24 protein-coding genes are annotated in these 25,233 nt (G+C 69.3%); 15 read left to right on the forward strand and 9 right to left on the reverse strand.

From position 1 onward, the window contains the following. Positions 1-131: 131 nt before the first annotated feature. A complete protein-coding gene (gene rpsF / locus ABT158_RS38655; protein WP_026214314.1) occupies positions 132-422 on the reverse strand; it encodes a 30S ribosomal protein S6 in 291 nt (96 codons plus the stop codon). A gap of 191 nt (positions 423-613) precedes the next feature. Between rpsF and ABT158_RS38660 the strand changes: the two genes are divergently transcribed. Next, the gene (locus ABT158_RS38660) at positions 614-931 is read left to right on the forward strand and encodes a hypothetical protein (RefSeq protein ID WP_352322942.1); all 318 of its coding nucleotides are present in this window, start codon (positions 614-616) and stop codon (positions 929-931) included. Positions 932-989: 58 nt separating this feature from the next. Here ABT158_RS38660 and ABT158_RS38665 read toward each other — a convergent pair whose 3' ends face one another. Next, positions 990-1,169: a hypothetical protein gene (locus ABT158_RS38665; RefSeq protein ID WP_352362258.1), complete on the reverse strand. Its 180-nt coding sequence runs from the start codon at positions 1,167-1,169 to the stop codon at positions 990-992. A 75-nt stretch (positions 1,170-1,244) separates the two neighbouring features. Here ABT158_RS38665 and ABT158_RS38670 point away from each other — a divergent pair, with 75 nt between their 5' ends. Beyond that, positions 1,245-1,988, forward strand: a complete 744-nt coding sequence (locus tag ABT158_RS38670) for a deoxyribonuclease IV (RefSeq protein ID WP_352362260.1) — start codon at positions 1,245-1,247, stop codon at positions 1,986-1,988. 75 nt (positions 1,989-2,063) lie between these two features. Here ABT158_RS38670 and ABT158_RS38675 read toward each other — a convergent pair whose 3' ends face one another. From ABT158_RS38675 to ABT158_RS38690, 4 genes are all read right to left on the reverse strand, one after another. Then, positions 2,064-3,128, reverse strand: coding sequence for a mannosyltransferase family protein (locus ABT158_RS38675; protein WP_352362262.1), 1,065 nt, complete (start codon positions 3,126-3,128; stop codon positions 2,064-2,066). Next, entirely contained in the window at positions 3,125-4,441 is a 1,317-nt protein-coding gene (locus tag ABT158_RS38680) for a glycosyltransferase family 87 protein (RefSeq protein ID WP_352362264.1), read from the reverse strand. Before ABT158_RS38680 ends, ABT158_RS38675 begins: the two co-directional genes overlap by 4 nt. Continuing rightward, positions 4,438-6,900: a transglycosylase domain-containing protein gene (locus ABT158_RS38685; protein WP_352362266.1), complete on the reverse strand. Its 2,463-nt coding sequence runs from the start codon at positions 6,898-6,900 to the stop codon at positions 4,438-4,440. The genes ABT158_RS38680 and ABT158_RS38685 overlap by 4 nt, the downstream gene beginning before the upstream one ends. Before the next feature lie 231 nt (positions 6,901-7,131). Then, complete coding sequence (locus tag ABT158_RS38690) at positions 7,132-7,518, reverse strand: DUF5318 family protein (protein WP_352322948.1); 387 nt, start codon at positions 7,516-7,518, stop codon at positions 7,132-7,134. Between the two features lie 133 nt (positions 7,519-7,651). On the opposite strand from ABT158_RS38690, the gene ABT158_RS38695 reads away from it, so the two are divergent. Both ABT158_RS38695 and ABT158_RS38700 read left to right on the forward strand, forming a co-directional pair. Then, positions 7,652-8,236: a PadR family transcriptional regulator gene (locus ABT158_RS38695; RefSeq protein WP_352322949.1), complete on the forward strand. Its 585-nt coding sequence runs from the start codon at positions 7,652-7,654 to the stop codon at positions 8,234-8,236. 13 nt (positions 8,237-8,249) lie between these two features. Then, the gene (locus tag ABT158_RS38700; RefSeq protein WP_352362269.1) at positions 8,250-9,329 is read left to right on the forward strand and encodes an inositol-3-phosphate synthase; all 1,080 of its coding nucleotides are present in this window, start codon (positions 8,250-8,252) and stop codon (positions 9,327-9,329) included. 26 nt (positions 9,330-9,355) lie between these two features. Here ABT158_RS38700 and idi read toward each other — a convergent pair whose 3' ends face one another. After that, the gene (idi, locus tag ABT158_RS38705; protein ID WP_352362271.1) at positions 9,356-9,940 is read right to left on the reverse strand and encodes an isopentenyl-diphosphate Delta-isomerase; all 585 of its coding nucleotides are present in this window, start codon (positions 9,938-9,940) and stop codon (positions 9,356-9,358) included. Positions 9,941-10,035: 95 nt separating this feature from the next. On the opposite strand from idi, the gene ABT158_RS38710 reads away from it, so the two are divergent. Further along, complete coding sequence (locus tag ABT158_RS38710; RefSeq protein ID WP_352362273.1) at positions 10,036-11,325, forward strand: MFS transporter; 1,290 nt, start codon at positions 10,036-10,038, stop codon at positions 11,323-11,325. On the opposite strand, the gene ABT158_RS38715 is transcribed toward ABT158_RS38710, so the two are convergent. Continuing rightward, positions 11,305-12,729, reverse strand: a complete 1,425-nt coding sequence (locus ABT158_RS38715; protein WP_352362373.1) for a CCA tRNA nucleotidyltransferase — start codon at positions 12,727-12,729, stop codon at positions 11,305-11,307. The genes ABT158_RS38710 and ABT158_RS38715 overlap by 21 nt on opposite strands. A gap of 130 nt (positions 12,730-12,859) precedes the next feature. Between ABT158_RS38715 and ABT158_RS38720 the strand changes: the two genes are divergently transcribed. From ABT158_RS38720 to trxA, 8 genes are all read left to right on the forward strand, one after another. Further along, on the forward strand, positions 12,860-13,384 hold the full coding sequence (locus ABT158_RS38720; RefSeq protein ID WP_352362275.1) for a YbaK/EbsC family protein: 525 nt from the start codon (positions 12,860-12,862) through the stop codon (positions 13,382-13,384). A 44-nt stretch (positions 13,385-13,428) separates the two neighbouring features. Further along, positions 13,429-15,537, forward strand: a complete 2,109-nt coding sequence (locus tag ABT158_RS38725; protein ID WP_352362277.1) for a DUF6049 family protein — start codon at positions 13,429-13,431, stop codon at positions 15,535-15,537. Beyond that, positions 15,534-17,138: a murein biosynthesis integral membrane protein MurJ gene (gene murJ, locus ABT158_RS38730; RefSeq protein WP_352362279.1), complete on the forward strand. Its 1,605-nt coding sequence runs from the start codon at positions 15,534-15,536 to the stop codon at positions 17,136-17,138. The genes ABT158_RS38725 and murJ overlap by 4 nt, the downstream gene beginning before the upstream one ends. A 230-nt stretch (positions 17,139-17,368) precedes the next feature. Then, positions 17,369-18,886, forward strand: a complete 1,518-nt coding sequence (locus ABT158_RS38735; RefSeq protein WP_352362281.1) for a protein kinase family protein — start codon at positions 17,369-17,371, stop codon at positions 18,884-18,886. A gap of 16 nt (positions 18,887-18,902) precedes the next feature. Beyond that, positions 18,903-19,538, forward strand: coding sequence for an RNA polymerase sigma factor SigM (sigM, locus tag ABT158_RS38740; RefSeq protein ID WP_352322958.1), 636 nt, complete (start codon positions 18,903-18,905; stop codon positions 19,536-19,538). Next, positions 19,528-20,400 (forward strand): anti-sigma factor family protein, encoded by an 873-nt coding sequence (locus ABT158_RS38745; protein WP_352362283.1) that lies wholly within the window; start codon positions 19,528-19,530, stop codon positions 20,398-20,400. Before sigM ends, ABT158_RS38745 begins: the two co-directional genes overlap by 11 nt. A gap of 124 nt (positions 20,401-20,524) precedes the next feature. Beyond that, positions 20,525-21,457 carry a thioredoxin-disulfide reductase gene (gene trxB, locus ABT158_RS38750; protein WP_352362285.1) on the forward strand — a complete coding sequence of 311 codons (933 nt, stop codon included), beginning with the start codon at positions 20,525-20,527 and terminating at the stop codon, positions 21,455-21,457. 10 nt (positions 21,458-21,467) lie between these two features. Then, positions 21,468-21,782 carry a thioredoxin gene (gene trxA / locus ABT158_RS38755; RefSeq protein ID WP_352322961.1) on the forward strand — a complete coding sequence of 105 codons (315 nt, stop codon included), beginning with the start codon at positions 21,468-21,470 and terminating at the stop codon, positions 21,780-21,782. Between the two features lie 77 nt (positions 21,783-21,859). Here trxA and ABT158_RS38760 read toward each other — a convergent pair whose 3' ends face one another. After that, on the reverse strand, positions 21,860-22,477 hold the full coding sequence (locus ABT158_RS38760; RefSeq protein ID WP_352322962.1) for a GNAT family N-acetyltransferase: 618 nt from the start codon (positions 22,475-22,477) through the stop codon (positions 21,860-21,862). Between the two features lie 155 nt (positions 22,478-22,632). On the opposite strand from ABT158_RS38760, the gene ABT158_RS38765 reads away from it, so the two are divergent. Together ABT158_RS38765 and ABT158_RS38770 are read left to right on the forward strand one after the other, a co-directional pair. After that, positions 22,633-23,979, forward strand: a complete 1,347-nt coding sequence (locus ABT158_RS38765) for an aminotransferase-like domain-containing protein (protein ID WP_397178812.1) — start codon at positions 22,633-22,635, stop codon at positions 23,977-23,979. Positions 23,980-24,108: 129 nt separating this feature from the next. After that, positions 24,109-25,065 carry a D-alanine--D-alanine ligase family protein gene (locus tag ABT158_RS38770; protein WP_352362290.1) on the forward strand — a complete coding sequence of 319 codons (957 nt, stop codon included), beginning with the start codon at positions 24,109-24,111 and terminating at the stop codon, positions 25,063-25,065. The last annotated feature ends 168 nt before the right edge of the window (positions 25,066-25,233 follow it).

The raw sequence follows: 25,233 nt of genomic DNA on the forward strand, positions 1-25,233 counted from the left end.
CTGCACGCCTTCGCTTGGGTTACGGCTCAGAGTACGGGTGCTCTCCGACAAAAAGCCGGTGGTCGTCAACAAGAAACCCGCTCGTTGAGCCGCCTCCCGGAGGGACGGCCCGCTTCGCGGCTTTCCTGTGGCTAGTGCACGTCCGGGCGCAGGACCTTGGTGCGCAGGATGCCCTCGTTGAGGTTCATCTGGCGGTCGAGCTCCTTGACCGTCGCGGGCTCCGCGGACAGGTCGATGACGGCGTAGATGCCTTCCGACTTCTTGTCGATGTCGTAGGCGAGACGGCGACGGCCCCAGACGTCGACCTTCTCCACGGTGCCGCCGTCGTTGCGGACCACGGTGAGGAACTGGTCGAGGGACGGCGCGACAGTGCGCTCATCGAGCGAAGGGTCCAGAATGACCATTACTTCGTAACGACGCATGCGGGACTCCAACCTCCTCTGGACTTTTGCGGTCACGACACTCTGCCGTGACAGGAGGACGCTGACGTCAGGCCGCGGCGCCCCATTTCGGCGCCCCGGGGCGATGGTTCACCCATCACAACGCAGCGCTGCCCAGGTTACCAGCCACGAGTAGGTGGGAAGGCCTGTAGGAAACCAAGGGGGTGGCGGCTGTGCCACATGTGCTTCATCCCTCGGAGAGGGAGCGGTTCAGGCTCACGCTCAACACCGACGGACGCTCTCACCCGGTGGAGAACGGCCTGGCGATCGCGACACTGGTGTGCGGGCTCGTGGCGTTCGTCGCCGCGTTCTTCCCCGCCGCCCACGTGATCTCGTCCTGGATCGGCACGCTCGGTTTCGGGACCGGGCTCTACTCGCAGTACATCTCGGTGACCACGCCTCAGCGCTCGGTCAACATCGTCGGCCTGGTGGCCTCGTTCGTGGGGGCCGTGCTCGGCATCGCCCACGGCGGCTTCCTGCCGCATCCTTGACGGGCCGCTCGCCCGGCTGACGGCCCCGGTGACGCCGGGGCCGTCGGGTATATGTGGCTCACCTGCCGATGTGCAGGTCGATGCCGAGCAGCACCAGGAACCAGAGGAACACCGCGAGCAGGGCCTCGGCGACGTCCCGGAGGAGACCCGGGGTGATGTAGTCGTGGAGCCAGGCGACGTAGATTCCGATGATCACGTAGACCAATAAGATCAGCGCCCGCAGCCGCCAGCGTGTCATGTGCGCTCTCCTCGGGGTAGGGGGTGCCGGGCGTCTTCCCGGAGGCGGTTCCGCCAAACGGATAAGCTCCTTGACATGGTGCGTATCGGAGCTCACGTCGACCAGGACGATCCCGCCGCTCACGCCGAACGGATCGGCGCGGAGGTCGTGCAGTTCTTCCTCGGCGACCCGCAGGGCTACGCCAAGCCGGTGCTGCCGGACAAGCCGGTCGAGGGCGTCGACGTCTACATCCACGCCCCCTACCTGATCAACGTCGCCACGACGAACAACCGCATCAGGATCCCCAGCCGCAAGCTGCTCGAACAGCACCTCAAGGCGGCCGCGGGGCTCGGCGCGAAGGGCCTGGTCGTGCACGGCGGCCACGTCAACAAGAGCGACGACCCGCAGGTGGGCTTCGACAACTGGCGCAAGGTGTTCGAGCGCATGGAGTGCCCGATCCCCGTGCTCATCGAGAACACCGCGGGCGGCGGCAACGCCATGGCCCGCAAGCTGGAGCGCATCGCCCGTCTGTGGGACGCGCTCGACGGCTTCGACGTGGGCTTCTGCCTCGACACCTGTCACGCGCACGCGGGCGGCGAGGAGCTGGTCGACCTGGTCGAGCGGGTCAAGGCGATCACCGGCCGCATCGACCTCGTCCACTGCAACGACTCGCGCGACGACTTCGACTCCGGCGCCGACCGGCACGCCAACCTGGGTCAGGGGAAGATCGACCCGGAGCTGATCCTGGCGGTCTGCCGCGCGGCGGGCGCCCCGGTCGTGGTGGAGACGCCGGGCGAGGGCCAGGCCGACGACATCGCGTTCCTGCGCAAGAACCTCTGAACGTCTCCCGACCGAAAACACACAGCCTGTGGATAACTTCCCTGGATTACCGAGGCGAAGAAACGGGTAGAGATCTCAGCCCGCCCAGGCGCCCGTGAGGAAGCGGGCCGCGTTCAGGTACATGAGCGGCCCGCAGATCGCCGCGTACAGCACGATCACCCACGGCTTCCTGGTCGCGACCTTGGCGACCAGGACCCACAGCGGGAACCACAACAGCAGCGAGCGCGGGATCGACAGGTAGTACGCCGAGGTCATCAGCGCCGCCGCCTGCAACCCGCAGTAGACGGCCTCGCTCCACCTGCGCAGCGCCAGCAGCCACACCAGCACGCCCACCGCCAGCACGGCCCCGGCGATCTCCATGCGGAAGGCCACCGCGAAGTCGTCGGTGCCCATGGCCGAGTTCCACGTCGTGCGCCACGCCTCCCAGGGCCAGACGAAGTCGCGTCCCCAGCCGGCCTCCTGCGCGTGCTTCCACGCCAGCCAGTCGCCCGAGCGCCGGTAGTGGTAGAAGGAGTACGCCGCCAGCGGCAGGAACGGCACCGCCAGCCAGCCGGCCCGCCGCCACGACTCCTTGCTCCTGACGAACTCCACCGCCAGCGCGACCGCCAGGAACAGGCCGGTGATCCGCACGCACGACGCCCCCGCCGCCAGCAGGACGGCCTGCGGCCAGCGTCCGAGCCGGGCGGCCAGCCACGCGGGGATCGCGAAGGCCAGGAACAGCGACTCGCTGTAGCCCGCCGCCAGGAACACGGCCATCGGGAACAGCAGCAGCGCCAGGACCGCCATCCAGCCGGTCGCGCCCTCGAACTCGGCCAGCCGGGCCAGCGCGACCATGGCCACCGCCCCGGCGACCAGCGAGATCAGCAGGCCGCAGATCGCCCAGTCGGGCACCACGAGATGCACCGCCCGCAGCGCGACCGGCAAGCCGGGGAAGAACGCGGGCAGGCCGTCGTCGCGTGGTTTGCCCGGTTCGCCGTCGTACCCGTACTGGGCGATGGTGACGAACAGGCCGGCGTCCCATTGGCGCCACTTGCCGGCGTACTCGGCCAGGGTCAGGCCGAGCAGCGTCGACAGCAGGAGCCCGGCGCGCGATCCGAGCCACAGCAGCAGCGCGTCCCGAGCGGCCGAGCGGGTGATCATCTCGTTCTCAGCACGAACCGGTCGGGGGCGTCGTCGAACACCCCGCCCGCCTGGTCGTCGATGCCGTCCTGGCGCACCACGTCCCGGTCCGGACGCAGGATGTCACGGACGACGAACGCCATCATGATCCCGATGGTGATGACCCGTCCCCAGACGGCGGTGAAGTACGTGTCGTCCCCGATGCCCAGGTCGTCCCTGCTGAGCGGGGGCTGGGCGAGCAGGTAGAGCCAGATCGCCGCGAAGTACCAGACCTCGGCGAACTGCCACAACGCCAGCGGCTTCCACCTCGGCCTGGCCAGCACCGCGAACGGCACCAGCCACAACACGAACTGCGGCGACCACACCTTGTTCGTCATCATGAAAGCGGCCAGGGCGAGGAAGCACAGCTGCGCCAGCCGGGGCCGGCGCGGCGCGGTGAGCGCGAGCACGGCGATGCCCAGGCAGAGCGCGGCCAGCGTCACCATGCCGAGCGTGCTGACGTCGGCCTCGCCCAGGACCCCCCAGCCCTTGCGCTGGAAGAACAGCCACGGCGAGCCCCAATCGATCCCGCGTTCCTGGGAGAAGACGTAGAACCGGCGCCAGCCGTCCCAGGCGAAGACCATGAAGGGCACGTTCACCACGAGCCAGGCCCCGGCGGCCGACCCCACTGTCACCAGGAACGGCCGCCAGCGCGCGGTCCGCAGCGTGAGCAGGAACAGCGCGCCGAGGAACATCAGCGGGTAGAACTTGGTCGCGATCGCCAGCCCGAGCAGCACGCCCGCGAGCACCTGCCGCCTGCGCGCCCAGGCCAGCAGCATGCCCATCGACAGGGCGCCGGCGACCAGGTCCCAGTTGATGTACGCGGCCAGGATCACGGCGGGCGAGATCGCGTACCACAGCGCGTCCCACCGGCGGGTGGGCCCGGCCACCGCCGCCATCAGCAGGACGCCGGCCACCAGGCAGACGCCCAGCAGCAGGACCGTGAGGTCGTAGAACCGGACGGCCTGCGCGACCTGGTCGAGCTCCAGCTTCCGCGAGATCCAGGCGATGACCTGCATCACCTCGCCGAGCACCACGGGGTACTCGACCTGCTTGTCGAACGGCACGTCGGCGAAGTACGGGTTCTGGGTCGCGAGCTGCCGGTCGAAGTACAGCGGGTAGATGTCGGTGTAGCAGAAGTTCGTGTACGTCTGGACCTGGTCGTTCCATCCGCCGGTCCGGCACGGCAGCCGCACGACGTAGCCGAGGACGGCCCCCAGGGCGGCGATCAGCCCCAGGGGCAGGTACGGCACGGCACGCGCCGCCAGCGGGACGCGTGCCTCTGTCGTGGTCACCACTCCTCGTGTCGGGCGTTCATCTGGGATGTGCCGAACGGGCGGGAGTCGGGCGCCTTGCCGCCTCCGCCGCCGCTCAGGATGCCGTGGTCGTCGGCCTCGGGGATGCCGGTGTCCTGCTGGGAGTCGTCGGTGACGTCACCGCTGTCGTCGTTGCAGGGCGCGACCTGGCAGTTCTGGTTGCCGTCGTCGAAGGGGTTGCCCGAGCCGTCGTCGAACGGGTTCGTGGCGGTCGGCGTCGGCGTCGGCACCGGGCGCTCCACGATGTTCTCCGGCAGGCCGATGTCGGCCTTCTGCGGGAACTGCTCGATCGGCTTGCCCTCGTGGGCGGCGAGCATGAACCGCCGCCAGGTCGCGGTGGGCGGGCCGGCGCCCTCGAAGCCGAGCGGGGCCTCCGCGGCCGTGGTGTACGGGTGTTCCCGGTTGTACTTCTTGTGCGGCTTGCCGCCGGGAGTCTCCGGGCAGTTGGAGTGCAGAGGCTGGACGGTCTTGCCCGTCTTGGTCACGCACCGCTCGCGGTAGAACCCCACAGCAGCGGAGATCTGCGGCGTGTAACCGACGAACCAGGCTTCCTTCTCGTTGTTGTTGGTGCCGGTCTTGCCGGCCGCGGGCCGGTTGCCGAGGCCCTGGCCGGCGGCGGTGCCGCTCCTCAGCACCTCCTGCATGGCGGTCGTCGCGTCGGCGGCCACCTCCGCGTCGATGACCCTGGTCGAGGTCCGCTGCTCGGGATAGACGACCTGGCCGTTGAGCTTGACGTCCTGGACGACGTGGTACTTGGTGTACCTGCCGCCGTTGGCGAAGATCGAGTATCCGGCGGCCTGCTCGATCGGCGTCACCAGGGCGCTGCCGATGGCGAACTGGTACTGGTGGTCCTTGACGTCCTGGTCCATGCGCGCCTTGTCGAACCCGGCGCTCTCCACGAGCTCCTTCACCTCGTCGAGCTTCCTGGGCAGCTTGTACGCCATCGACACGTACGCGGTGTTGACGGACTGGGCCGTGGCCTTGACCACGTCGACGGCCTGGCCGACGTTGTGGCTGTTGCGGAAGCCGCCGTCCTGCTGGCCGGGGATGACCTTCGGCACGGTCTGGTTGCCCGGCACGTAGCTCTTGAGCGAGTAACCGGCCTGCAGCCAGGCCGCCAGCACGTACGGCTTGAACGCCGACGCGGCCTGCTTCTCGGCGTCGAAGGGCTCGTTGAACGGGTCGGTGAGGTAGTCGGAGCCGCCGTAGAAGGCCAGGACGCGGCCGTTCCTCGGGTCGACGGCGGCCAGACCGGCGTGGAACTCCTTCGACATGTTCGCCGTCGTGGCCTCGACGGCCGTCTTGGCGGCCTTCATGAGGTTCTCGTCGAAGGTCGAGGTGATCTGGTAGCCGCCGCTCCTGACCATGTCGGGGGTGAGCTTGCGCTGCTTCAGCTCCTCCAGCACCTGCGTGATCATGTAGCCGCGCAGGCCCGCGTAGACCTCCTTGGTCTCACCCTTGCGGATCTTCGGGAACTTCGCCTTCGCCGGCAGGTCGCCGTACTTCTGGGGCCACTGCTCGGCCATGTACCTGATGGTCGTGCTCCACCGATCGCGCAGGCCGGGGTCGTCGGGGCCCCAGCTCGGGCGCTGGATGCGGGCGGCCAGGTAGGCGCCCTGCTCGGGGGTCAGGTCCTTGGCGTGCACGTTTTTGCCGAAGTACGCCTGCGAGGCGGCCTCGACGCCGTAGGCGAGGCCGAAGTTCACGGTGTTGAGATAGCGGGCGAGGATCTCTTCCTTGGACAGCGACTGGTTGAGCTTGACCGCGACGAAGATCTCCTTGAGCTTGCGCTTGACGGAGACCTCCTGGCTGAGGCCGTCGTAGTAGCCGCGGGCCATCTGCTGGGTGATGGTCGAGGCGCCCTGGAGCTGCTGGCCGGTCGCGGTCATCCACACCGAACGGGCCATGCCCGACAGGGAGACGCCGGAGTCCTCGTAGAACGTCTTGTTCTCGATGGCGACCGTGGCGTCCCTGACCGTCTCCGCCATCTTGTCGATGGTGACGGTCTGCCGGGGCACGCCGAGCTTGGCGAGGACCTTGCCGTTGCGGTAGTAGAGCGTGCTCTGCTGCGCCACCGCCGACGCCTGCGTGCCCTCGGGCACCGGCGTGAGGTTGTACGCGACCATGATCATGCCGAAGATGCCGGCCGCCAGCACGACCACGCTGGCCACGACGATCTTCCAGCTCGGCACGAACCGGCGCCAGCCGCCGCGCTTCCTGTCCGGCGGGCCGGGCGGCTCGGGCGGCTCGCCCTGCCCGCTCGCCCGGCGCGAGCGCCTGGGCGGCGCGTCGCTGACCATGGTCTCCTGGTTGCTCAGCGAACGCGTGTCCTGCCGGGCCCGGGAGCGGCCGCGCGGCGTCGGCTCCTCGCGCCCCTGGGGCGCCCCGCGCTGGGGCTGCGGCCCGGAGGCGGGGTCGCCGTACGGCTGCGCGGACATCGCGCCCGTCTGCTCGTACGCGGCTTCAGGACGACGCTGCTGCTGCGAGGCACCCCAATCGGAATCGCCGGTTTGGGGAGGAGAACCTGGGGGCACAGAACGGGATGAGTTGGAGCGACGGCGCCTTCCCGGGCGGGCCGTCCCCTCATTCATGCTGTTACTCACACGTCCTCGCATCGTCGTCGGATAAAAACGGCGTATGGGCGTGAGGTGACTCGCCGCCCTCGGTGTTCACGGTTGGCCGACGAGGTCTGGCGGTCCGTTGCCGAGGACGAACGAGACCGTCAGGTGGTTCCAGGAACAACCTTGGCAGACCTCGACGACGTACACCCGGAACTCATCGTAATCATGGGCCATTTCGACAAGCTCTGACGTGGCCTTTGCCTGACCGGCATGCCGTCCCAGCGAATCGCCGAAGACATAGGTCACGTTGGTGACGTTCTCCCTCTCGCACACCGGGCAGAGACGTTCGGTCGGCTCGCCGAACACGCGGGCCGCGCGAAGGAGGTACGGCTGTGCGTCACAGAGGTCCCCGCGCGAGGCACGGCCCACCTCCAGGGAACGGACCGCTGCCCGCTTGGCGAGGCCGTAGTCCACCACCCTCCGCTGTGACCACATGAGCGCCAGACTACGGCGTTTTACCGAATCATCCCAACGGCTTGGCAAATCCTTTGATTGCGGCCTTATAGCGAATCGACGTATCCTCTGGATGTATCGACTCGATACATCGGCGCGAGAGGGGGCGGTTCCAGTGGCCAGCGGACAAGGCAGAGTTCTGGAGCTAGCCGTGCTCGGGTCGCTGCACGAACAGCCGCTACACGGCTATGAGCTGCGCAAACGGCTCAACGCCCTGTTGGGCATGTTCCGTGCGTTCTCCTATGGATCGCTGTACCCCTGTCTGCGATCACTACTGGCTCAGGGCCTCATCGTGGAGGAGCAGCCAGCTCCCGCCACGATCGTCGGCGGCCGGTCGAAAATCGTCTACAAGCTCACCGCGGAGGGCAAGGAACGCCTCCAGGAGCTGCTGACCCAGGCCGGCCCGTCAGCCTGGGAGGACGAGAGCTTCGGTGTGCACTTCGCCTTCTTCAGGCACACGGAGGCCGAGGTGCGCCTGCGCATCCTCGAAGGCCGCCGCAGCCGCCTGGAGGAGCGCCTCGACAGCGTGCGCACGGCGCTGGCCCGTACCAGGGAGCGGCTCGACAGCTACACGCTCGAGCTGCAGCGCCATGGGCTCGAGTCGGTCGAACGCGAGGTGCGTTGGCTGAACGAGCTGATCGCCACGGAGCGGCGGGCCTCGGAAGGGCCCGAGAGAGATACCACGTCAACTGATGAGTAAGGGAGCGAGTGCGATGGGTTCGGTTCGCGTGGCCATTGTCGGCGTCGGCAACTGCGCGTCTTCGCTGGTCCAGGGCGTCCACTACTACAAGGATGCGGACCCGGCCGCACGAGTGCCGGGCCTGATGCACGTGAAGTTCGGTGAGTACCACGTGGGTGACGTCGAGTTCGTCGCCGCCTTCGACGTGGACGCCAAGAAGGTCGGCCGCGACCTGTCCGAGGCGATCGTCGCCAGCGAGAACAACACCGTGAAGATCACCGATGTGCCGCCCACGGGGGTGACCGTGCTGCGCGGCCACACCTTCGACGGTCTGGGCGAGTTCTACCGCGAGATCATCGAGGAGTCCGACGAGGAACCCGTCGACGTGGTCAAGGTGCTGCGCGACAACCAGGTCGACGTGCTGGTGTCGTACCTGCCGGTGGGCTCGGAGGAGGCCGACCGGTTCTACGCGCAGTGCGCCATCGACGCCAAGGTGGCGTTCGTCAACGCGCTGCCGGTCTTCATCGCCTCCGACCCCGAGTGGGCCGAGAAGTTCACCGAGGCCGGGGTTCCGATCGTCGGCGACGACATCAAGTCGCAGGTCGGCGCCACCATCACGCACCGCGTGCTGGCCAAGCTGTTCGAGGACCGCGGTGTCGAGCTGCTGCGCACGTACCAGCTCAACTTCGGCGGCAACATGGACTTCATGAACATGCTGGAGCGCAGCAGGCTCCAGTCGAAGAAGATCTCCAAGACGCAGTCGGTCACCTCGCAGATCCCGCACGAGATGGGCAAGGCCGACGTGCACATCGGCCCGTCGGACCACGTGCCGTGGCTCGACGACCGCAAGTGGGCGTACGTACGCCTGGAGGGCCGCTCGTTCGGCGACACCCCGCTGAACCTGGAGTACAAGCTGGAGGTCTGGGACTCCCCCAACTCGGCCGGCATCATCATCGACGCCGTGCGCGCGGCCAAGATCGCTCTTGACCGGGGCATCGGCGGCCCGATCCTGTCGGCGTCGTCGTACTTCATGAAGTCGCCGCCGGAGCAGTACTCCGACGACGAGGCCCGCGAGTACGTCGAGAAGTTCATCAGGGGCGAGGTCGAGCGCTGACCTGTGGGCCCCTCGCGGCCGCGGCGTCAGCCGCGCGCGGCGGGGGGCAGTTCGTCGTCGGAGGCGGGAGACCAGGTCATCGGGTCGGCGCCCAGCTCGCTGAGCAGCGGCACCTGTTCCCTGCACCACGGTGAGATCGCCAGCAGGCCGTTGCGCACGCCCTCGGCGAACTCCTTCCACGGCATCCAGCGCACCTCGCCCACCTCGTCGGGGTTGGGCGCCACCGGGGTGTCGACCGTGACGCGGTAGACCGGGCACAGCTCGTTCTCGACGATGCCGTTGCCCATGACGGCGCGGTAGGAGAAGCCGGGCAGCATGAGATCGGCGCCGCCGGCGTGCAGGCCCAGCTCGTAGGAGAGCCTGCGGATGACCGCCCGGCCGAGCGGCTCGCCCGGCAGCGGGTGGCCGCAGCAGCTGTTGGTCCAGACGCCGGGCCAGGTGATCTTGTGGCTGGCCCGCCTGGTGAGCAGCACGCGGCCCTCGGGGTCGAAGACGTAGCTGGAGAAGGCTAGATGGAGCGGGGTCTCCCGGCCGTGCACCGACGTCTTGGGCGCGGTGCCGAGCGCGTGCCCCTCGCGGTCGACCAGCACAACGTGTTCCTCAGTGGTCACGCTTTGAAGCGTACGAGATCGCCATGGGCGTTCGGAACCCGCCCGGCCACCTCCGGCGCATCCTATGCCGCGGTGCGCCCGGCTAGGCTGACGGGGTGTCATTCGTCGCCGATCTCCGCGTCGTCCTCCAAGGCCGTGACTTCCGACGGCTGTTCGGCACGCGGCTGGTCTCCCAGTTCTCCGACGGGATCTTCCAGTTCGGCGTCACGAACTTCGCCTTCTTCAGCCCCGAGAAGCAGACGACGGCCCTGGCGGTGGCCGCCGGCCTGGCCGTGCTGTTCCTGCCGTACAGCGTGCTCGGGCCGTTCGTCGGGGTGTTCATCGACCGGTGGTCGCGGCGGCAGATCCTGGTCATAGCGCCGTTCGTGCGCGGTGGGCTGCTGCTGCTCGCGGCGGCGCTGGTCGCCTCCGACGCGCCCGATCCCGTCTTCTACGCGGCCGCGCTCGGCGTGCTCGGGGTCAACCGGTTCTTCCTGGCCGCCCTTGGCGCCTCGCTGCCGCACGTGGTGCCGTCCGACCGGCTGATGGCGGCCAACGCGGTGACGCCGACCTGCGGCACCGTGGTCACGTTCGTCGGCGCGGGCGTCGGGTTCCTGCTGCGCGAGGTGCTCGGCGACGGCGACCGGGGCATCGGGCTGCTGCTGGCCGTGTCCGGCGTGATGTTCGGGCTGAGCGCCCTGGTCGCCCGCACGATGGACCGCGCGCTGCTCGGCCCCTCCTACGACCCCGACCAGCCCCAGGCCCGCGAGGCCCTGCGCAACGTGGTCGTGGGCCTGGTCGACGGCGCCCGCCACCTGGCGCGCCACCGCGAGGCGGCGGCGACCATGGGCGCGATGGCCGCCCACCGCTTCCTGTACGGCATGGCCACCGCCCTCGGCATCATCCTCTACCGCTACTACTTCACCGACGGCGACCCCGACGCCGCCCTGCGCGGGATCGGGCTGGTGGTGGCCGCCTCCGGCTTCGGCTACTTCCTCGCGGTGATCATCACCCCGTACGCGACCGAGCGGTTCGGCGTCAGCACCTGGGTGGTCATCGCGCTGTCCTCGGCCGGCGTGCTGGCGGGCGCGCTGGTGCTGCCGTTCCAGACGTGGGGGCTGCCGGTGGCCGGCTTCGTGCTGGGCGTGGCCGGGCAGAGCGTCAAGATCTGCGCCGACACGACCGTCCAGCGCGACGTCGAGGACGCCTATCTCGGCCGCGCCTTCTCGCTCTACGACATGCTCTTCAACGGCATGTACGTGCTGGCCGCCGCGCTGTCGGCGGCGATCCTGCCGCCCAACGGCAAGTCATACCTGGCCGTCGTGATCATCACGGTGGGCTACCCCGTGGCGGCGCTGGCCTACCGGATGGTCACGACGTCGTCGTCACGCTCCCAGGCCGTTTGACCTCGCCCAGTCGAGCAGCGCCTGGGTGGCCGCCTCCTTGCCGAGCACGCCCTTGTCCAGCCTGAGGTCGAGCAGGAACTTGTACGCCCGGCCCACCACGGGCCCGGGGCCCACGCCGAGCACGGCCTGGATCTCGTTGCCGTCGAGCTCGGGCCGGATCTTGGCCAGCTCCTCCTCCTCGGCGAGCCGGGCGATGCGGTCTTCGAGCTGGTCGTAGGTGCGCGACAGCGCCGCCGCCTTGCGCTTGTTGCGGGTGGTGCAGTCGGCCCTGGTCAGCTTGTGCAGGCGGTCGAGCAGGTGGCCGGCGTCGCGCACGTAGCGGCGCACGGCGCTGTCGGTCCACTCCCCCGTGCCGTAGCCGTGGAAGCGCAGGTGGAGCTCGACCAGGTGGGAGACGTCGGCCACGACGTCCTTGGGGAACCTCAGCTCGGTCATGCGCTTCTTGGTCATCTGCGCGCCGACGACCTCGTGGTGGTGGAACGACACCCGCCCGCCGGCCTCGTGGCGCCGGGTCTTGGGCTTGCCGATGTCGTGCATGAGCGAGGCCCAGCGCAGGATCCGGTCGGGCTTGCCGTCCTCCTCCTGGGCGATGGCCTGGTCGAGGACGGTCAGCGTGTGCTCGTAGACGTCTTTGTGCCGGTGGTGCTCGTCGATCTCCAGGCGCAGCTTGGGCAGCTCGGGCAGCACGTGCGCGGCCAGGCCCGTCTCCACCAGCAGCCGCAGGCCCTCGCGCGGGTTGGCGCCGCAGATCAGCTTGTCGAGCTCGTCGCGGATGCGCTCGGCCGAGACGATCTCGATGCGCTCGGCCATCGCGGTCATCGCCGCCAGGGCGGCCCGGTCGACGCTGAAGCCGAGCTGGGAGGCGAACCGGGCGGCCCTGAGCATGCGCAGCGGGTCGTCGGCGAACGAGCGCTCGGGGGTGCCGGGCGTGCGCAGCCGCTTGGCGCGCAGGTCGTCGAGGCCGCCGTAGGGGTCGACGAACTCGTGGCCGGGCAGGCGCACCGCCATCGCGTTGACCGCGAAGTCGCGCCGCTCCAGGTCGGCCTCCAGCGTCTCGCCGTAGACGACCTCGGGCTTGCGCGACTTGGGGTCGTAGGACTCGCTCCGGTACGTGGTGATCTCGATCAGCCAGTTGCCCTTGCGCAGGCCGACGGTGCCGAAGTCGATGCCGATCGTCCACACGGAGTCGGCCCAGTCCCTGACGACGTCGAGCACCCGGTGGGGGTTGGCGTCGGTGGTCAGGTCGAGGTCGCTGCCGACGCGGCCCAGCAGGATATCGCGCACGGGGCCGCCGACGAGGGCCAGCTCGTGGCCGTGGTCGGCGAACAGGCGGCCGAGCTCGTCGGCCACCGGTGCGATCTTGCGGAACAGGTCGTGCATCGCCCGCTGCTGGCTGTCGGTCATTGTTGAGTCGGACAAACCCTGTCGGTCCTTCGATTCCGGAACATATCCCCCGAGCCACATCAGGTCCGGGTTACCTTCGGTCTGGGGACCGTCGGGGGCCATGGAACAGGGCGAGACGGAGGAGGACTTCATGAAGGACGCCCTCGCGATCCACCGCTGGCTCCTCGCACACCAGGTCCATCATGAGATCGTACGCCTTCCGCGCCCCATGACTTGCGCGGAGGAACTGCCTGAGACGGTCCGCGCGGAGCCCGGGCGGTGCGTCGTGGTCACCATGTTCGACGTCGCCACCAGGATCGGCAGCGAGGTCGTCGTCGCCGTCGTCGCCACGGCGGCGAACCCGCCCCAGCCCGGCGTCGTCGGGGGCCTGCTGGGCGCCCGCCAGGTGCGGCCGGCGCCGGCCTTCCTGGTCAACTCGGCCACCGACTACACCGACGGGCTCGTCTGCCCGCTGCTGCTGCCGGAGTCGCTTCCGGTGCTCATCGACGACCGGCTCGTCGCCGACGACATGGCGGTCTTCACCGCCACCGGCGAACGGCACACCGCACTCTGTCTTCGTGCGCTCGACCTGCTGAATCTCCTCACCGGCAAGACCGTCGACCTGCGTACGCCCCGACCACGGGGAACACGCGAGGCGGTCGCGCCGCGGCACTGAACCCGTACCATTGCGGGCGTGCGCCGTCGTACCCCAGCTCTGGCATGCGTGTGATCCGTAAGATCGCGCTGCTCGCCGTGATGTCCGTCGCGTCGCTCGCCCCCATGGTGGCGGCGGCGCCGAACTCCGCTGCCACGGTGGAGGCGGCGCGGGAGACGCTCTCGGTCTCCATCACGTCGATCACGCCACAGTTCACCACCAGCCCGACCGACGAGATCAAGTTCACCGGCACGGTCCGCAACGACACCGGAACCGCGCTCGGCCCCCTCCGCGTACGCCTGCGCTACACGAGCGAACGTTTCTACGACCGCGCCTCCATGGCGGCGTACCAGATCGACCAGAACAACGCCACGCTGCCCGGAAACGTCTCCCGCACCTCGGCCATGGACATCCCGGCCCTGGCCGTCGGCGGGCAGGCCACCTGGACGTTCACGGCGACCCCGATCCAGCTCGGCTACCGCGCCTTCGGCGTCTACCGGATCGCCGTCGACGTCTCCCAGAACGAAGTGCCGATCTCGGCGCAGCGCACGTTCCTCACCTATGCCCCGCCCACCACGCCGAAGCTGCCGCGCAACAAGCTGGCCGTCGCCCTGCCCGTCATCGACCAGCCCCACCGCGGCTCCGACGAGACGCTGTTCGTCGACGACAAGCTGAGCCAGTCGCTCAGCGGCAAGGGCCGCCTGGCCGACCTGGCCCGCATCGCGCAGGCGGCGCCGAAGAGCGTCACCTGGTTCGTCGAGCCGTCGCTGCTCGACGACCTGAAGGCGATGACCAAGGGCTACCACGTCAGGACCAAGAACGGCACGGAAGGCAAACCGGCCAACGACACCGCCGGCACCTGGCTGTCCACCATGAGCACGGCGCTGGCCTCCTCCCCCGTCATCGCCACCCCCTACGGCGACCCCGACGTGGCGGCCCTGGCCCATCAGGGGCTCGACGCGCAGCCCGGCCGGGCGATCGAGCTCGGCGGCCAGACCGCACGGGCGCTGCTCAACCGCAACGCCCAGACCTCGATCAACTGGCCGCCCGCGGGCGTGCTCGACGCCGACGCGCTCGACCTGCTCTCGGTCAGCCCCGGCAAGGTCACCACCGTCCTGCTCAACTCCACCAACCTGCCGCCGCAGCCGCCCGTCAGCCACACGCCCGACGCCGCCGCCACGCTCGACAGCGTCGCCGGCCCGATCAAGGCGCTGGTCGCCGACGCCGAGCTGAGCCGGCTGTTCGAGCCGACCGCGCCCACGACGGTCCTGCTCAGCTCGCAGCGCTTCATCGCCGAGACCGCGATGATCGCCGCCGAGACCGGGCAGGTCGAGCCGCGGTCGCTGGTGGTCGCGCCGTCGCGCCGCTGGGACCCCAACCCGACGCTGGTCACCAGCCTGCTGAAGACCGCCGGCAAGCTGCCGTGGCTCTCGCTGACCAAGCTCGACTCGATCAAGCCGAGCAAGACGGCCACGCCGCGGGCCGGGCTCACCTACACCGAGCAGGACCGCAAGGAGGAGCTGAGCGCCAAGTACCTGGCCCCCGTCAAGGAGGTCGCCACGCAGGCGCAGCTCACCGCCTCCGTCACCGCCTCGGTCGCCGGCACCAGGACGCCCTCGGCCTTCGACGCCGCGGTGCTCAGGCTCACCTCCTCGGCCTGGCGCAACAACACCCGCGCCGGCCGCGCGGTGACCAAGCTCGTCGGCACGGCCGTGGACGAGCGCATCGACAAGATCCAGGTGACCGACGCACCGCGCACGCTCGCCGGCAGCAACGGCGTGGTGCCCATCAGCGTGAAGAACTCGCTGGACAAGCCGATCACCCTCTACATCGACGTCAAGTCCAACAACCCCGGGCGGCTGCAGATCAAGCCGCTCCCGCCGGAGCCGCTGGTCATCGACGGCAACCTGAGCGGCACGCGCCAAGTGACGATGACCGCCACCACCAGCGGCGACGCCACCGTCACCGTGCAGCTGCGCACGATCGACGGCCTGCCCTACGGCAAGCCGGAACGACTGACCATCCGCACCACCGGCTACACCGGCATCGCCCTGGTCATCGTGGGCGCCGCGCTGACGGTGATGCTCGCCGCCGTCGTGACGCGGATCCTGCGCCGCCGGTCCGAGCGACGGCTCGCGCGAGCGGGCAAATCCCGGGAGAGTGAGACCATATGAGCCGCATGCTGCGGGCCAGCGCCATCATGGCGGCGGGCACGATGGTGTCCAGGGTCACCGGGTTCGCCCGCACGATGGTGCTGGCCTACGCCATCGGCACCGCGGCGCTGGGCGACTCCTACAACGCGGCCTACGCGATCCCGTACAGCATCCTCGACCTGCTGCTGCTCGGCGTGCTGAGCAGCGTCGTGGTGCCGATGATCGTCCGGGCGCAGCAGCACGACGCCGACGGCGGCCGGGCCTACGAGCAGCGCCTGCTGACGCTGGCCACCGCCGTGCTGGTCGTGGTGGCCGTGGTGGCCGTGCTCGGCGCGCCGCTGCTCATCGACCTGTACACCGACTGGGACCGCGGCAGCATCAAGTTCGAGACCGGGGTCATGCTGGCCCGGTTCATCCTGCCGCAGCTCGCCTTCTTCGGCATCGGCGCGGTCGCCGGCGCCATCCTGAACACCCGCGACCGCTACGGCGCCCCCATGTGGGCTCCGGTGCTCAACAACCTGGTCGTCATCTGCGTGTTCGTGGCCTACGCCGTGGTCGGCAGCGGGTCCGACATCGAGGCGGTCACCACCGGCGACCTCGCGCTGCTCGGTCTCGGCACCACGGCGGGCATCGTCGCCCAGGCGGTGGTGCTGATCGTCGCGCTGAAGCGGGTGGGGTTCTCGTTCGTGCCGCGTTTCGACGTGCGCAACGCCCGGCTGGGCGAGATGGGCAAGGCCGGGGTCTGGACCATCGGCTACGTGGTGGTCACCCAGCTCGGGTTCATGCTGACGACCAACCTGGCCAGCTCGGCGGGCAACGAGGTGGCCGGCCACGGCATCAGCCCGTACACGCTGGCGTTCCAGCTCTTCCAGCTGCCGTACGGGATCATCGGCGTGTCGGTGATCACGGCGATGCTGCCCCGGATGAGCCGGGCGGTGGGCGAGGGCCGGCTCGACGACGTGCGCAGCGAGTTCGGGTCGAGCGTGCGGCTCATCTGCTCGCTCATGGTGCCGGTCTCGCTGCTGCTGATGGTGCTCGGCCCGGCGGTCACCGTGCCGATCTACGGCCACGGCGCCAACAGCGTCGCCGACGCCGTCTACATCGGGAACGTGTTGCAGGTCTACGGCCTGGCGCTGGTGCCGTTCGCGGTGTTCCAGCTCCTGCTGCGGGTGTTCTACAGCTTCGGCGACACCCGTACGCCGGTGTTCGTGGGGGCCGGCACGACCGCGGTCAACGCACTGCTCATGGTGATCTTCTTCGTGCTGCTGCCCGCCCGCTACGCGGTGATGGGCCTGGCGCTGGCGTACGCCGTCGCGTACGGGCTGGGCGCGGTCCTGGCCTGGACGCTGGCCAGCCGCCGCGTCCAGGGCCTGGGCGGCTGGACCATCGGCACGGCGCTGACCAGGATGTACCTGGCCTCGCTGCCCACGGCCGTGCTGGGGCTGCTCACGGTCTGGGTGGTCACTCAGCTGTCCGGTGGTCTCGGTTTCGTCAACTCGCTGATTGTCCTGGCGGTGGGTGGTGGGCTGGGACTGTTGCTCTATCTCGCCGTCGCCCACAGGATGCGCATAGCGGAGGTCAACTCACTCGTTGGTATGGTCGCCAGACGCGTAGGTCGGTAGTAATTGGGAAATCCGGCATATGGACGGACTTGACCACGACGGCTGACGAGTTTCCCGTTGGCAAAGAACGCGGGCGGAATCGACTCGGCACTACCATGGTGCCCGACACGCGCGAATGGAAGCAGGAGGGGCGTGGGCGGATCCACCCGGCATAGCGTGCCTACGTGGGACACCACCACGCAGGTGAGTCGAGTCATGAGCACGCCCGATCGGCCTAGCGGAGAGAGCCTGTGAGCACGTCGGCCGTGGAACCCGGCACCCGACTGGCCGAGCGCTTCCGGCTGGAGGACCGCGTCACCGAGTCCGACGGCGCGACCCTGTGGAAGGCGATCGACGAGATCCTCGCCCGCCCGGTGGCGGTGCACACGTTCGGTCCCGACTTCCCGCGCGTGCACGAGGTCGTCACCGCCGCCCGTGCCGCGAGCCGGCTCACCGACCCGCGCCTGACGCAGGTGTTCGACGCCGGCGAGGACGACAAGCACTCCTACGTGGTCAGCGAGTGGGTCACCGGCGAGACGCTGACCGACCTGCTCGCCGCCGGCCCGCTGGAGCCCGACCGCGCGGCCGGCCTGGTGGCCGAGGCCGCCGAGGCGCTGGCGCACGCCCATGAGGCCAAGCTCTACCACCTGTGCCTGCGCCCGTCCCACCTGGTGTGGACGACGGGCAACACGGTCAAGGTGCTCGGCGTGGCCGTCGACGCCGCGCTGTCCGGGCTCACCACCGACCAGCCCGCCCTCGACGACGCCGAGGGGCTGGGCAGGCTGCTGTACGCCGGCCTGACCGGCCACTGGCCCGGCGACGAGGAGGAGGGCGGCCTGCCCGCCGCTCCCATGATCGACGGGCACTTCTGCTCGCCGCGGCAGGTCACCGCCGGCGTCCCGAACTACCTGGACACCGTCACCGTCCGCGCCTGCCTTCCCGAGTCGCGCAGGGGGCAGGGGGCGCTGTCGAGCCCGTCCGAGGTGGCCGAGGCGCTGGCCGACGTGGCCCGGCCCATGCCGATCGCCATCTCCTACCCCTCGACGCCGGCGGTCGCCTCCGCCTCGCACACCGAGGGCCTCGACATCGCCCACCGGCAGCAGCGCACCATGCCGCCACCGCCGCCCGTGCCGCGCCGGCCGCCCAACCAGGGCGGCGGCAGTGTGCTCAACCGGGTGCTGATGACGCTGGTGGTGCTGCTGGTCATCGCCGCCGTGGGCGTCGGCGCCTGGACGATCGGCCGCAGCCTCGGCAGCCCCGCCACCCCCGAGGCGTCGGTCAGCCCGACCACCGGCAAGTCCTCCGCCTCGGCCTCGGCCCAGGCCGTCAAGCCCGACAAGGCCAAGGGCTTCGACCCGCTCGGCGACGACGGCGACGAGAAGTCCGACATCGCCGGGCTGGCCATCGACGGCAAGCCCAGCACGGCCTGGACGACCCAGAGCTACGGCAACGCCGAGCTGGGAAACCTCAAGAAGGGCGTCGGCCTGCTGCTCGACATGGGCAAGTCCATGCAGATCAGCGACGTGGTGGCTACGCTGGGCAAGGCCGGCGGCGCGAGCGTCGAGCTGAAGGTGGGCGACTCCCCCGAGCTCGGCTCGCTCAAGACCGTCGCGACCGAGAAGAGCGCGTCGGGCAAGACCACCCTGACCCCCGGCGACCCGGCAAGCGGTCGGTACGTTTTGATCTGGTTTACGCGCGTTCCGGCAGATGCGGGCCAGTTTCGTGGCACCATCTATGAAGTAGTGGTGCATTCTCCCGGATCGGCATAAATCAGGAATCTCTCTTGTGAACTCCCCACCCGAGACACCCTCACCAGCGGAGCGGCCGGCGATCACAGACGCCGAGCTGCTGACCGCGCACATCAACGGGGATCCACACGCGTTCAGCGAGATCGTCAAAAGGCACCGTGACCGCATGTGGGCGGTCGCGCTGCGTACTCTCGGTGACCCTGACGAGGCGGCGGACGCCGTTCAGGACGCGTTCGTCTCCGCATATCGCAAGGCTGCCTCGTTCCGAGGCGAGGCGGCCGTCACCACCTGGCTCCACCGCATCGTCGTCAACGCCTGCCTCGACCGGATGCGGCGCAAGTCCGTCCGTCCGGTGGCCGACGACGAACTGATCGAGGCCGCCGAGCGGGACAGCCCGCTCCCCGACCAGACCGTCGAGCGCGAGGTCTCGATGGAGGTTTCGGCCGCTCTGAAACTGCTGCCCGCCGACCAGCGGGCGGCTCTCGTGCTCGTGGACATGATGGGGTATTCCGTCGAAGACGCAGCTCAGGTGCTTCAGGTGCCCAGCGGCACCGTGAAGAGCAGATGCGCACGGGGCCGCGCGAAACTTGCCCCAATTCTTTCGCATCTGCGGAACCGTTCGGACCTCAATCGCGTCTCATCCGCGAAGGGAGCAGAACTTCGTGACGGGTGATACGCACTACGATCTTGAGGTCCTAGCCGAGCTGGCAGAGGGTCTCTTGGACGCCGCGACGGCACGCCGGGTCCGCGAGCATCTCGCGGTCTGCGACCCCTGTGGGGAGCTGCTGGCAGACCTGGCGGCGGTTCGCGAGGTGCTCGCGGCGACCCCAACACCGGCCATGCCGATGGGTGTCGCACTGCGCATCGACAAGGCGCTGGCCGCCGAGGCGGAGTCCCGCCGCGGGGGCGTCGACCTCGTGGAGGCACCTGACTGGGACAGGCTCATGCGGGACTCCCCGTGGGAGCAGCCGGCGGCGGAGACGCCCGAGCCGGTACGTCTCGGCGTGGTCTCCGACGACGGCACGATCGTCCCGGCCCGGACCAGGTCGGTACGGCGGCGCAGGTGGGCCATGCCCGCCGTGGCGGCGTCGGCGGCGGCCGCGGTGGTGGTCGGCACGCTGGCGGTCTCGGGCGGGTTGCTGGCCGGCGGGAGCGGACCGGGCGGTTCGTCCGGGCCCACGGTGGCGCAGCCGGTGACACCGTCGAAGCCTCACCAGCGGGCGAGGGCCTACGCGCTGACCGACAGCAACTACAACTACAGCGACCGGGAGCTGCGCCAGCCGCTGCTCGGGTACTTCGGCGCCGCTCCGGCCCTCGAAGGCCCCACGGACACCGCCAGGGTCGACCGATGCGTCGGCAAGGTGGCCGCCCGTTCGAAGCTGAAGACGTTCGCGGTCGACCAGGGCCAGTACAACGGCCAGGAGGCGCTGATCGTGGCCTCCTGGAAGGACCAGGCCGCCAAGAAGCTGCGCATCGACATCGTCGACCCGTTCAACTGCAAGAACCTGCGCAAGCCCTCATTGGGCCGCTGGTAATCGAAAGCCCACGTCAGAGCCCGCTTCGGCGGGCTCTTTCGTTTCGCGGGCAGGGCCGGGAATCAGCGCGGCCTAGGATCTGTTGAGCCCGAAGCAAACAGCAGACGAGGAAGGCGTGGGAGCGTTGAGCGACGTTCGTAACGTGATCATCATTGGGTCGGGCCCTGCGGGCTACACCGCGGCCGTCTACTCCGCGCGCGCCGAACTCAAGCCGCTGGTCTTCGAGGGCTCCGTGACGGCGGGCGGTGCGCTCATGAACACCACCGACGTGGAGAACTTCCCCGGTTTCCCCGACGGCATCATGGGTCCCGACCTGATGGACAACCTGCGCAAGCAGGCCGAGCGCTTCGGCGCCGAGCTGGTGGCCGACGACGTGGTCGAGGTCGACCTGGAGGCCAACCCCAAGGTCGTCAAGACCCACACCGACACGTACTACGCCAAGTCGGTGATCCTGTCCATGGGCTCGGGCTACCGCGAGCTGGGCCTGGAGAACGAGAAGCGCCTGTCCGGCCACGGCGTGTCCTGGTGCGCCACCTGCGACGGCTTCTTCTTCCGCAACAAGGACATCGTGGTCGTGGGCGGCGGCGACACCGCCATGGAGGAGGCGACGTTCCTGACCCGGTTCGGGCGCATGGTGACGGTCGTCCACCGCCGTGACGAGCTGCGCGCCAGCAAGATCATGCAGGAGCGCGCGTTCGCCAACGAGAAGATCCGGTTCGTCTGGGACTCCGAGGTCGTCGACGTGCTGGGCGACACCAAGGTCGAGGCGGTCAAGCTGCGCAACGTCAAGACCGGCGAGGAGTGCGAGCTGGCGACCGACGCGCTGTTCCTGGCCATCGGTCACGACCCGCGCACCGACCTGGTCAAGGGCCAGGTCGAGCTCGACGACGACGGGTACATCAAGGTCGCCTCGCCGTCGACCGCCACCAACATCGACGGCGTGTTCGCGGCCGGCGACGTCGTCGACCACACCTACCGCCAGGCCATCACCGCGGCCGGCACCGGCTGTGCCGCCTCGCTCGACTCCGAGCGCTGGCTGGCCAACAACGAGAAGTAAGGAGCGCCCCGTGAAGGCAGTTACCGACGCCACGTTCGAGACCGAGGTCCTCAAGAGCGACAAGCCCGTGCTGGTCGACTTCTGGGCCGAGTGGTGCGGCCCGTGCCGTCAGGTCGCGCCCATCCTGCAGGAGATCGCGAACGAGCACGGCGACAAGCTTGAGATCGTCAAGCTGAACATCGACGAGAACCCCGAGGTTCCCCGCCAGTACGGCGTGCTCCAGATCCCCACGATGAACGTCTACAAGGGGGGCGAGGTCGTGAAGCAGATCATCGGCGCCAAGCCGAAGGCCATGCTGCTCCGCGAGCTCGACGGCATCATCTAGTCGCCCTCATGTGAGAGCCCCCTGCGGCGGTGCCCGCGGGGGGCTTTCGTATGCCCTTCTTCGGCCCCCAAGAGCCGTCAGACGGGACGAAGGGCGCGCTCCGGACTCATGGACCCCAGAAGGCGTTCGAGGGCCACCTCGACGTCCTCACGCCACGAGATGGCGCTCTTCAGCTCCAAACGCAGGCGCGGAAACCGCAAATGCGGTCGAACCGTCTTAAAACCCACAGAAAGCAAGTATTCAGCAGGAACTACACAACTAGGCTCTTCCCACTTCAGGTCGCCGAACGCCTCGATGGCTTTCACCCCGCGCCGGGTCAGATCCTTCGCCACGCCCTGGATCAGCATCCGGCCCAGCCCGCCGCCCGAGAACTCGGGGATGATGTGGGCCGTCATCAGCAGCACCGCGTCGGCGCTCACCGGCGAGGTGGGGAAGGCCAGCGAACGCGGGCTGTAGAGCGGCGGGCTGTAGAGGACGAACCCGGCCGGAACCCCGTCGACGTAGACGATTTTCCCGCAGCTCCCCCATTCCAGCAGCGTGCCGGAGATCCAGGCCTCCTTCTCCAGCCCGGAGTCACCGGAGTGGATGGCACGCTCGCCGCTGACGGGATCGAGCTCCCAGAACACGCACCGCCGGCAGCGGCGTGGCAGATCTTCGAGATTGTCCAGGGTTATGTTGACCAGCCGGCGCGACAACTACGGCCCCTATCGTCGACCCAGAAAAGCGCGCGAAAACCGCGTCCGTTGGTGGCATGGTAGCTCAGTGAAGATGCAGCCAGCGGATACCACGACGGTCGAGCCCGGTCACGAAGGACATGTCCGACTGGCGTAATCTGGTATTTCGGTCCGATATGACACCTAGGAGGTGGGCCGTGACGGAAGAGCTTGATCACGGTCAGACACCCGCGACCCAAGGGTCGCGCATCGACGCCTACGTCGACCGGTATGCCGCGCGAGCTACCGGGATGGTCGCCTCCGAGATCCGAGCTCTCTTCGCCGTCGCGTCGAGACCCGAGGTGGTCTCGCTCGCCGGCGGCATGCCGTACGTCACGGCGCTCCCCCTCGACATGGTCGGCGAGCTGGTCTCCGACCTGGTCACCACGCGCGGCACGGTCGCGCTGCAGTACGGTTCCGGCCAGGGTGACCCGCACCTGCGCGAGCAGATCTGCGAGGTCATGCGGCTGGAGGGGATCGAGGCCGGGGCGAACGACGTCGTCGTCACCGTCGGTTCACAGCAGGCGCTCGACCTGATCACCCGGATCTTCATCGACCCGGGCGACGTCGTGCTCGCCGAAGGCCCCTCGTACGTCGGGGCCCTCGGGACGTTCTCCGCCTACCAGGCCAAAGTGGTCCACATCGCCATGGACGATCAGGGCATCGTGCCCGAATCGCTGGCGCAGACCATCTACGCGCTGGAGACCGCCGGAGCTCCCGTCAAGTTCCTCTACACGATCCCGACCTTCCAGAACCCGGCCGGCGTCACGCTCAACCTGGCCAGACGGCAGCAGGTGCTCGACATCTGCCAGCGGGCCGGCATCCTCATCATCGAGGACAACCCGTACGGGCTGCTCGGCTTCGACGGCGAGCCCATGCGCGCCCTGCGCGCCGACAACCCCGACGGCGTGGTCTACCTGGGGTCGTTCTCCAAGACGCTCGCCCCCGGCTTCCGCGTCGGCTGGGCGCTCGCGCCGCACGCCATCCGCGACAAGCTGATCCTGGCCATGGAGTCGGCCGTGCTGTCGCACTCGGTGTTCACGCAGCTCGCCGTGGGCCAGTTCCTGGCCACGCAGCCGTGGCGGGAGCAGATCAAGTCCTTCAAGGAGCTCTACCGCGAGCGGCGCGACTCCATGCTGGACTCCCTGGAGGCCCTGATGCCGCCCGAGGTCACCTGGACCCGGCCGGCCGGCGGCTTCTTCGTCTGGGCGACCCTGCCAGAAGGGCTCGACTCCAAGGCGATCCTGCCGCGGGCCGTGGCCGAGCGGGTGGCGTTCGTGCCCGGCACCGGGTTCTTCTCCGACGGCAGCGGCGCCCGGCACATGCGACTGTCCTACTGCTTCCCCGAGCCCGACCGCATCCGCGAAGGCGTCCGGCGCCTGTCCGGGGTGATCGAGCAGGAGATGCAGCTCCGGGACATGTTCGGCACCGGATCCGGTCCCGAGCGGGCCGGCGTTGACACGCCGGGGCCCGAACTGGCCTAGCCTTCCCCGGTACGGCCGGCGCTCCCCGGGGACGGGGACGCCGGCCGTACTCGTGTGCGGGCCTCACCTACACCATTCGCCGCCAGCCGCCGGTACGGTTGGACGCGTACGATCAGCGGAGGAGATGTGATGAGCGATCTGGGCCACGTGCTCGTGCTGGCCGGGGGCCTCTCCTATGAGCGGGAGGTGTCCCTGCGCTCCGGCCGCCGGGTGAGCGAGGTGCTGCGCGCCACGGGCATCGACGTGGAGGCCCGCGACACCGACGCCTCCCTCGTGCCCGCCATCCTCGCCGACCCGCCCGAGGCGGTCTTCGTCACCCTCCACGGCGGCGCGGGCGAGGACGGCGCGATCCGATCCGTGCTCGAACTCCTCGACGTGCCCTACGTCGGCGCCGGCCCCGACGCCTGCCGCGTGGCCTTCGACAAGCCCACCGCCAAGGCCGTCGTACGCTCGGTCGGCCTGCGCACCCCCGAGTCCGTCACCCTCCCCAGGGAGACCTTCCACGACCTCGGCGCCACCGTCGTGCTCGGCCGCATCATCGACCGGCTCGGCCTGCCCCTGTTCGTCAAGCCCGCCCGCGGCGGCTCGGCGCTCGGCGCGTCCATCGTCCGTACGGCCGAAGAGCTGCCCGCCGCCATGGTCGGCTGCTTCGCCTACGGCGACACCGCCCTCATCGAACGGTACGTCGAGGGCGTCGAGGTGTCGGTCTCGGTCGTCGACCTCGGCGAGGGGCCCGTGGCGCTGCCCGCCGTGGAGATCGTCCCCGACGCCGGCGTCTACGACTACGCCGCCCGCTACACCGCCGGGCACACCGAGTTCTTCGCCCCCGCCCGCCTCTCCGCGGCCGCCGCCGAAGCCTGCGCCCGGATGGCCGTGACGGCGCACACGGCGTTGGGGCTGCGGGACATCTCCCGTACCGACCTGATCGTGGACGCGTCCGACGACCCGCACTTCCTTGAGGTGAACGTGGCGCCGGGGATGACGGAGACGTCGCTGCTGCCGATGGCGGCGGAGGCAGCGGGGCGCGACCTCGGCGACCTCTGCCGCACCCTCCTCCAAAACGCCGCCCACCGCCCCCGCCCCTGACTCATCTCCTGGCTCGCTCCTAGCGCGGCGACTCTTCTCCTCGGCCGCGCGGCGACGGTTCTTCGCCGCGCGGCAACTGTTCTTCCTCGTGCGGCAACTGTTCTTCTTCGTGTGGCGACGGTTCTTCTCGCCGCACGATGAAGGTTCTTCTCGCCGCGCGGCTGCTGC

Source organism: Nonomuraea sp. NPDC001636 (assembly GCF_040298265.1).
In the GTDB taxonomy this organism is placed as follows: domain Bacteria; phylum Actinomycetota; class Actinomycetes; order Streptosporangiales; family Streptosporangiaceae; genus Nonomuraea.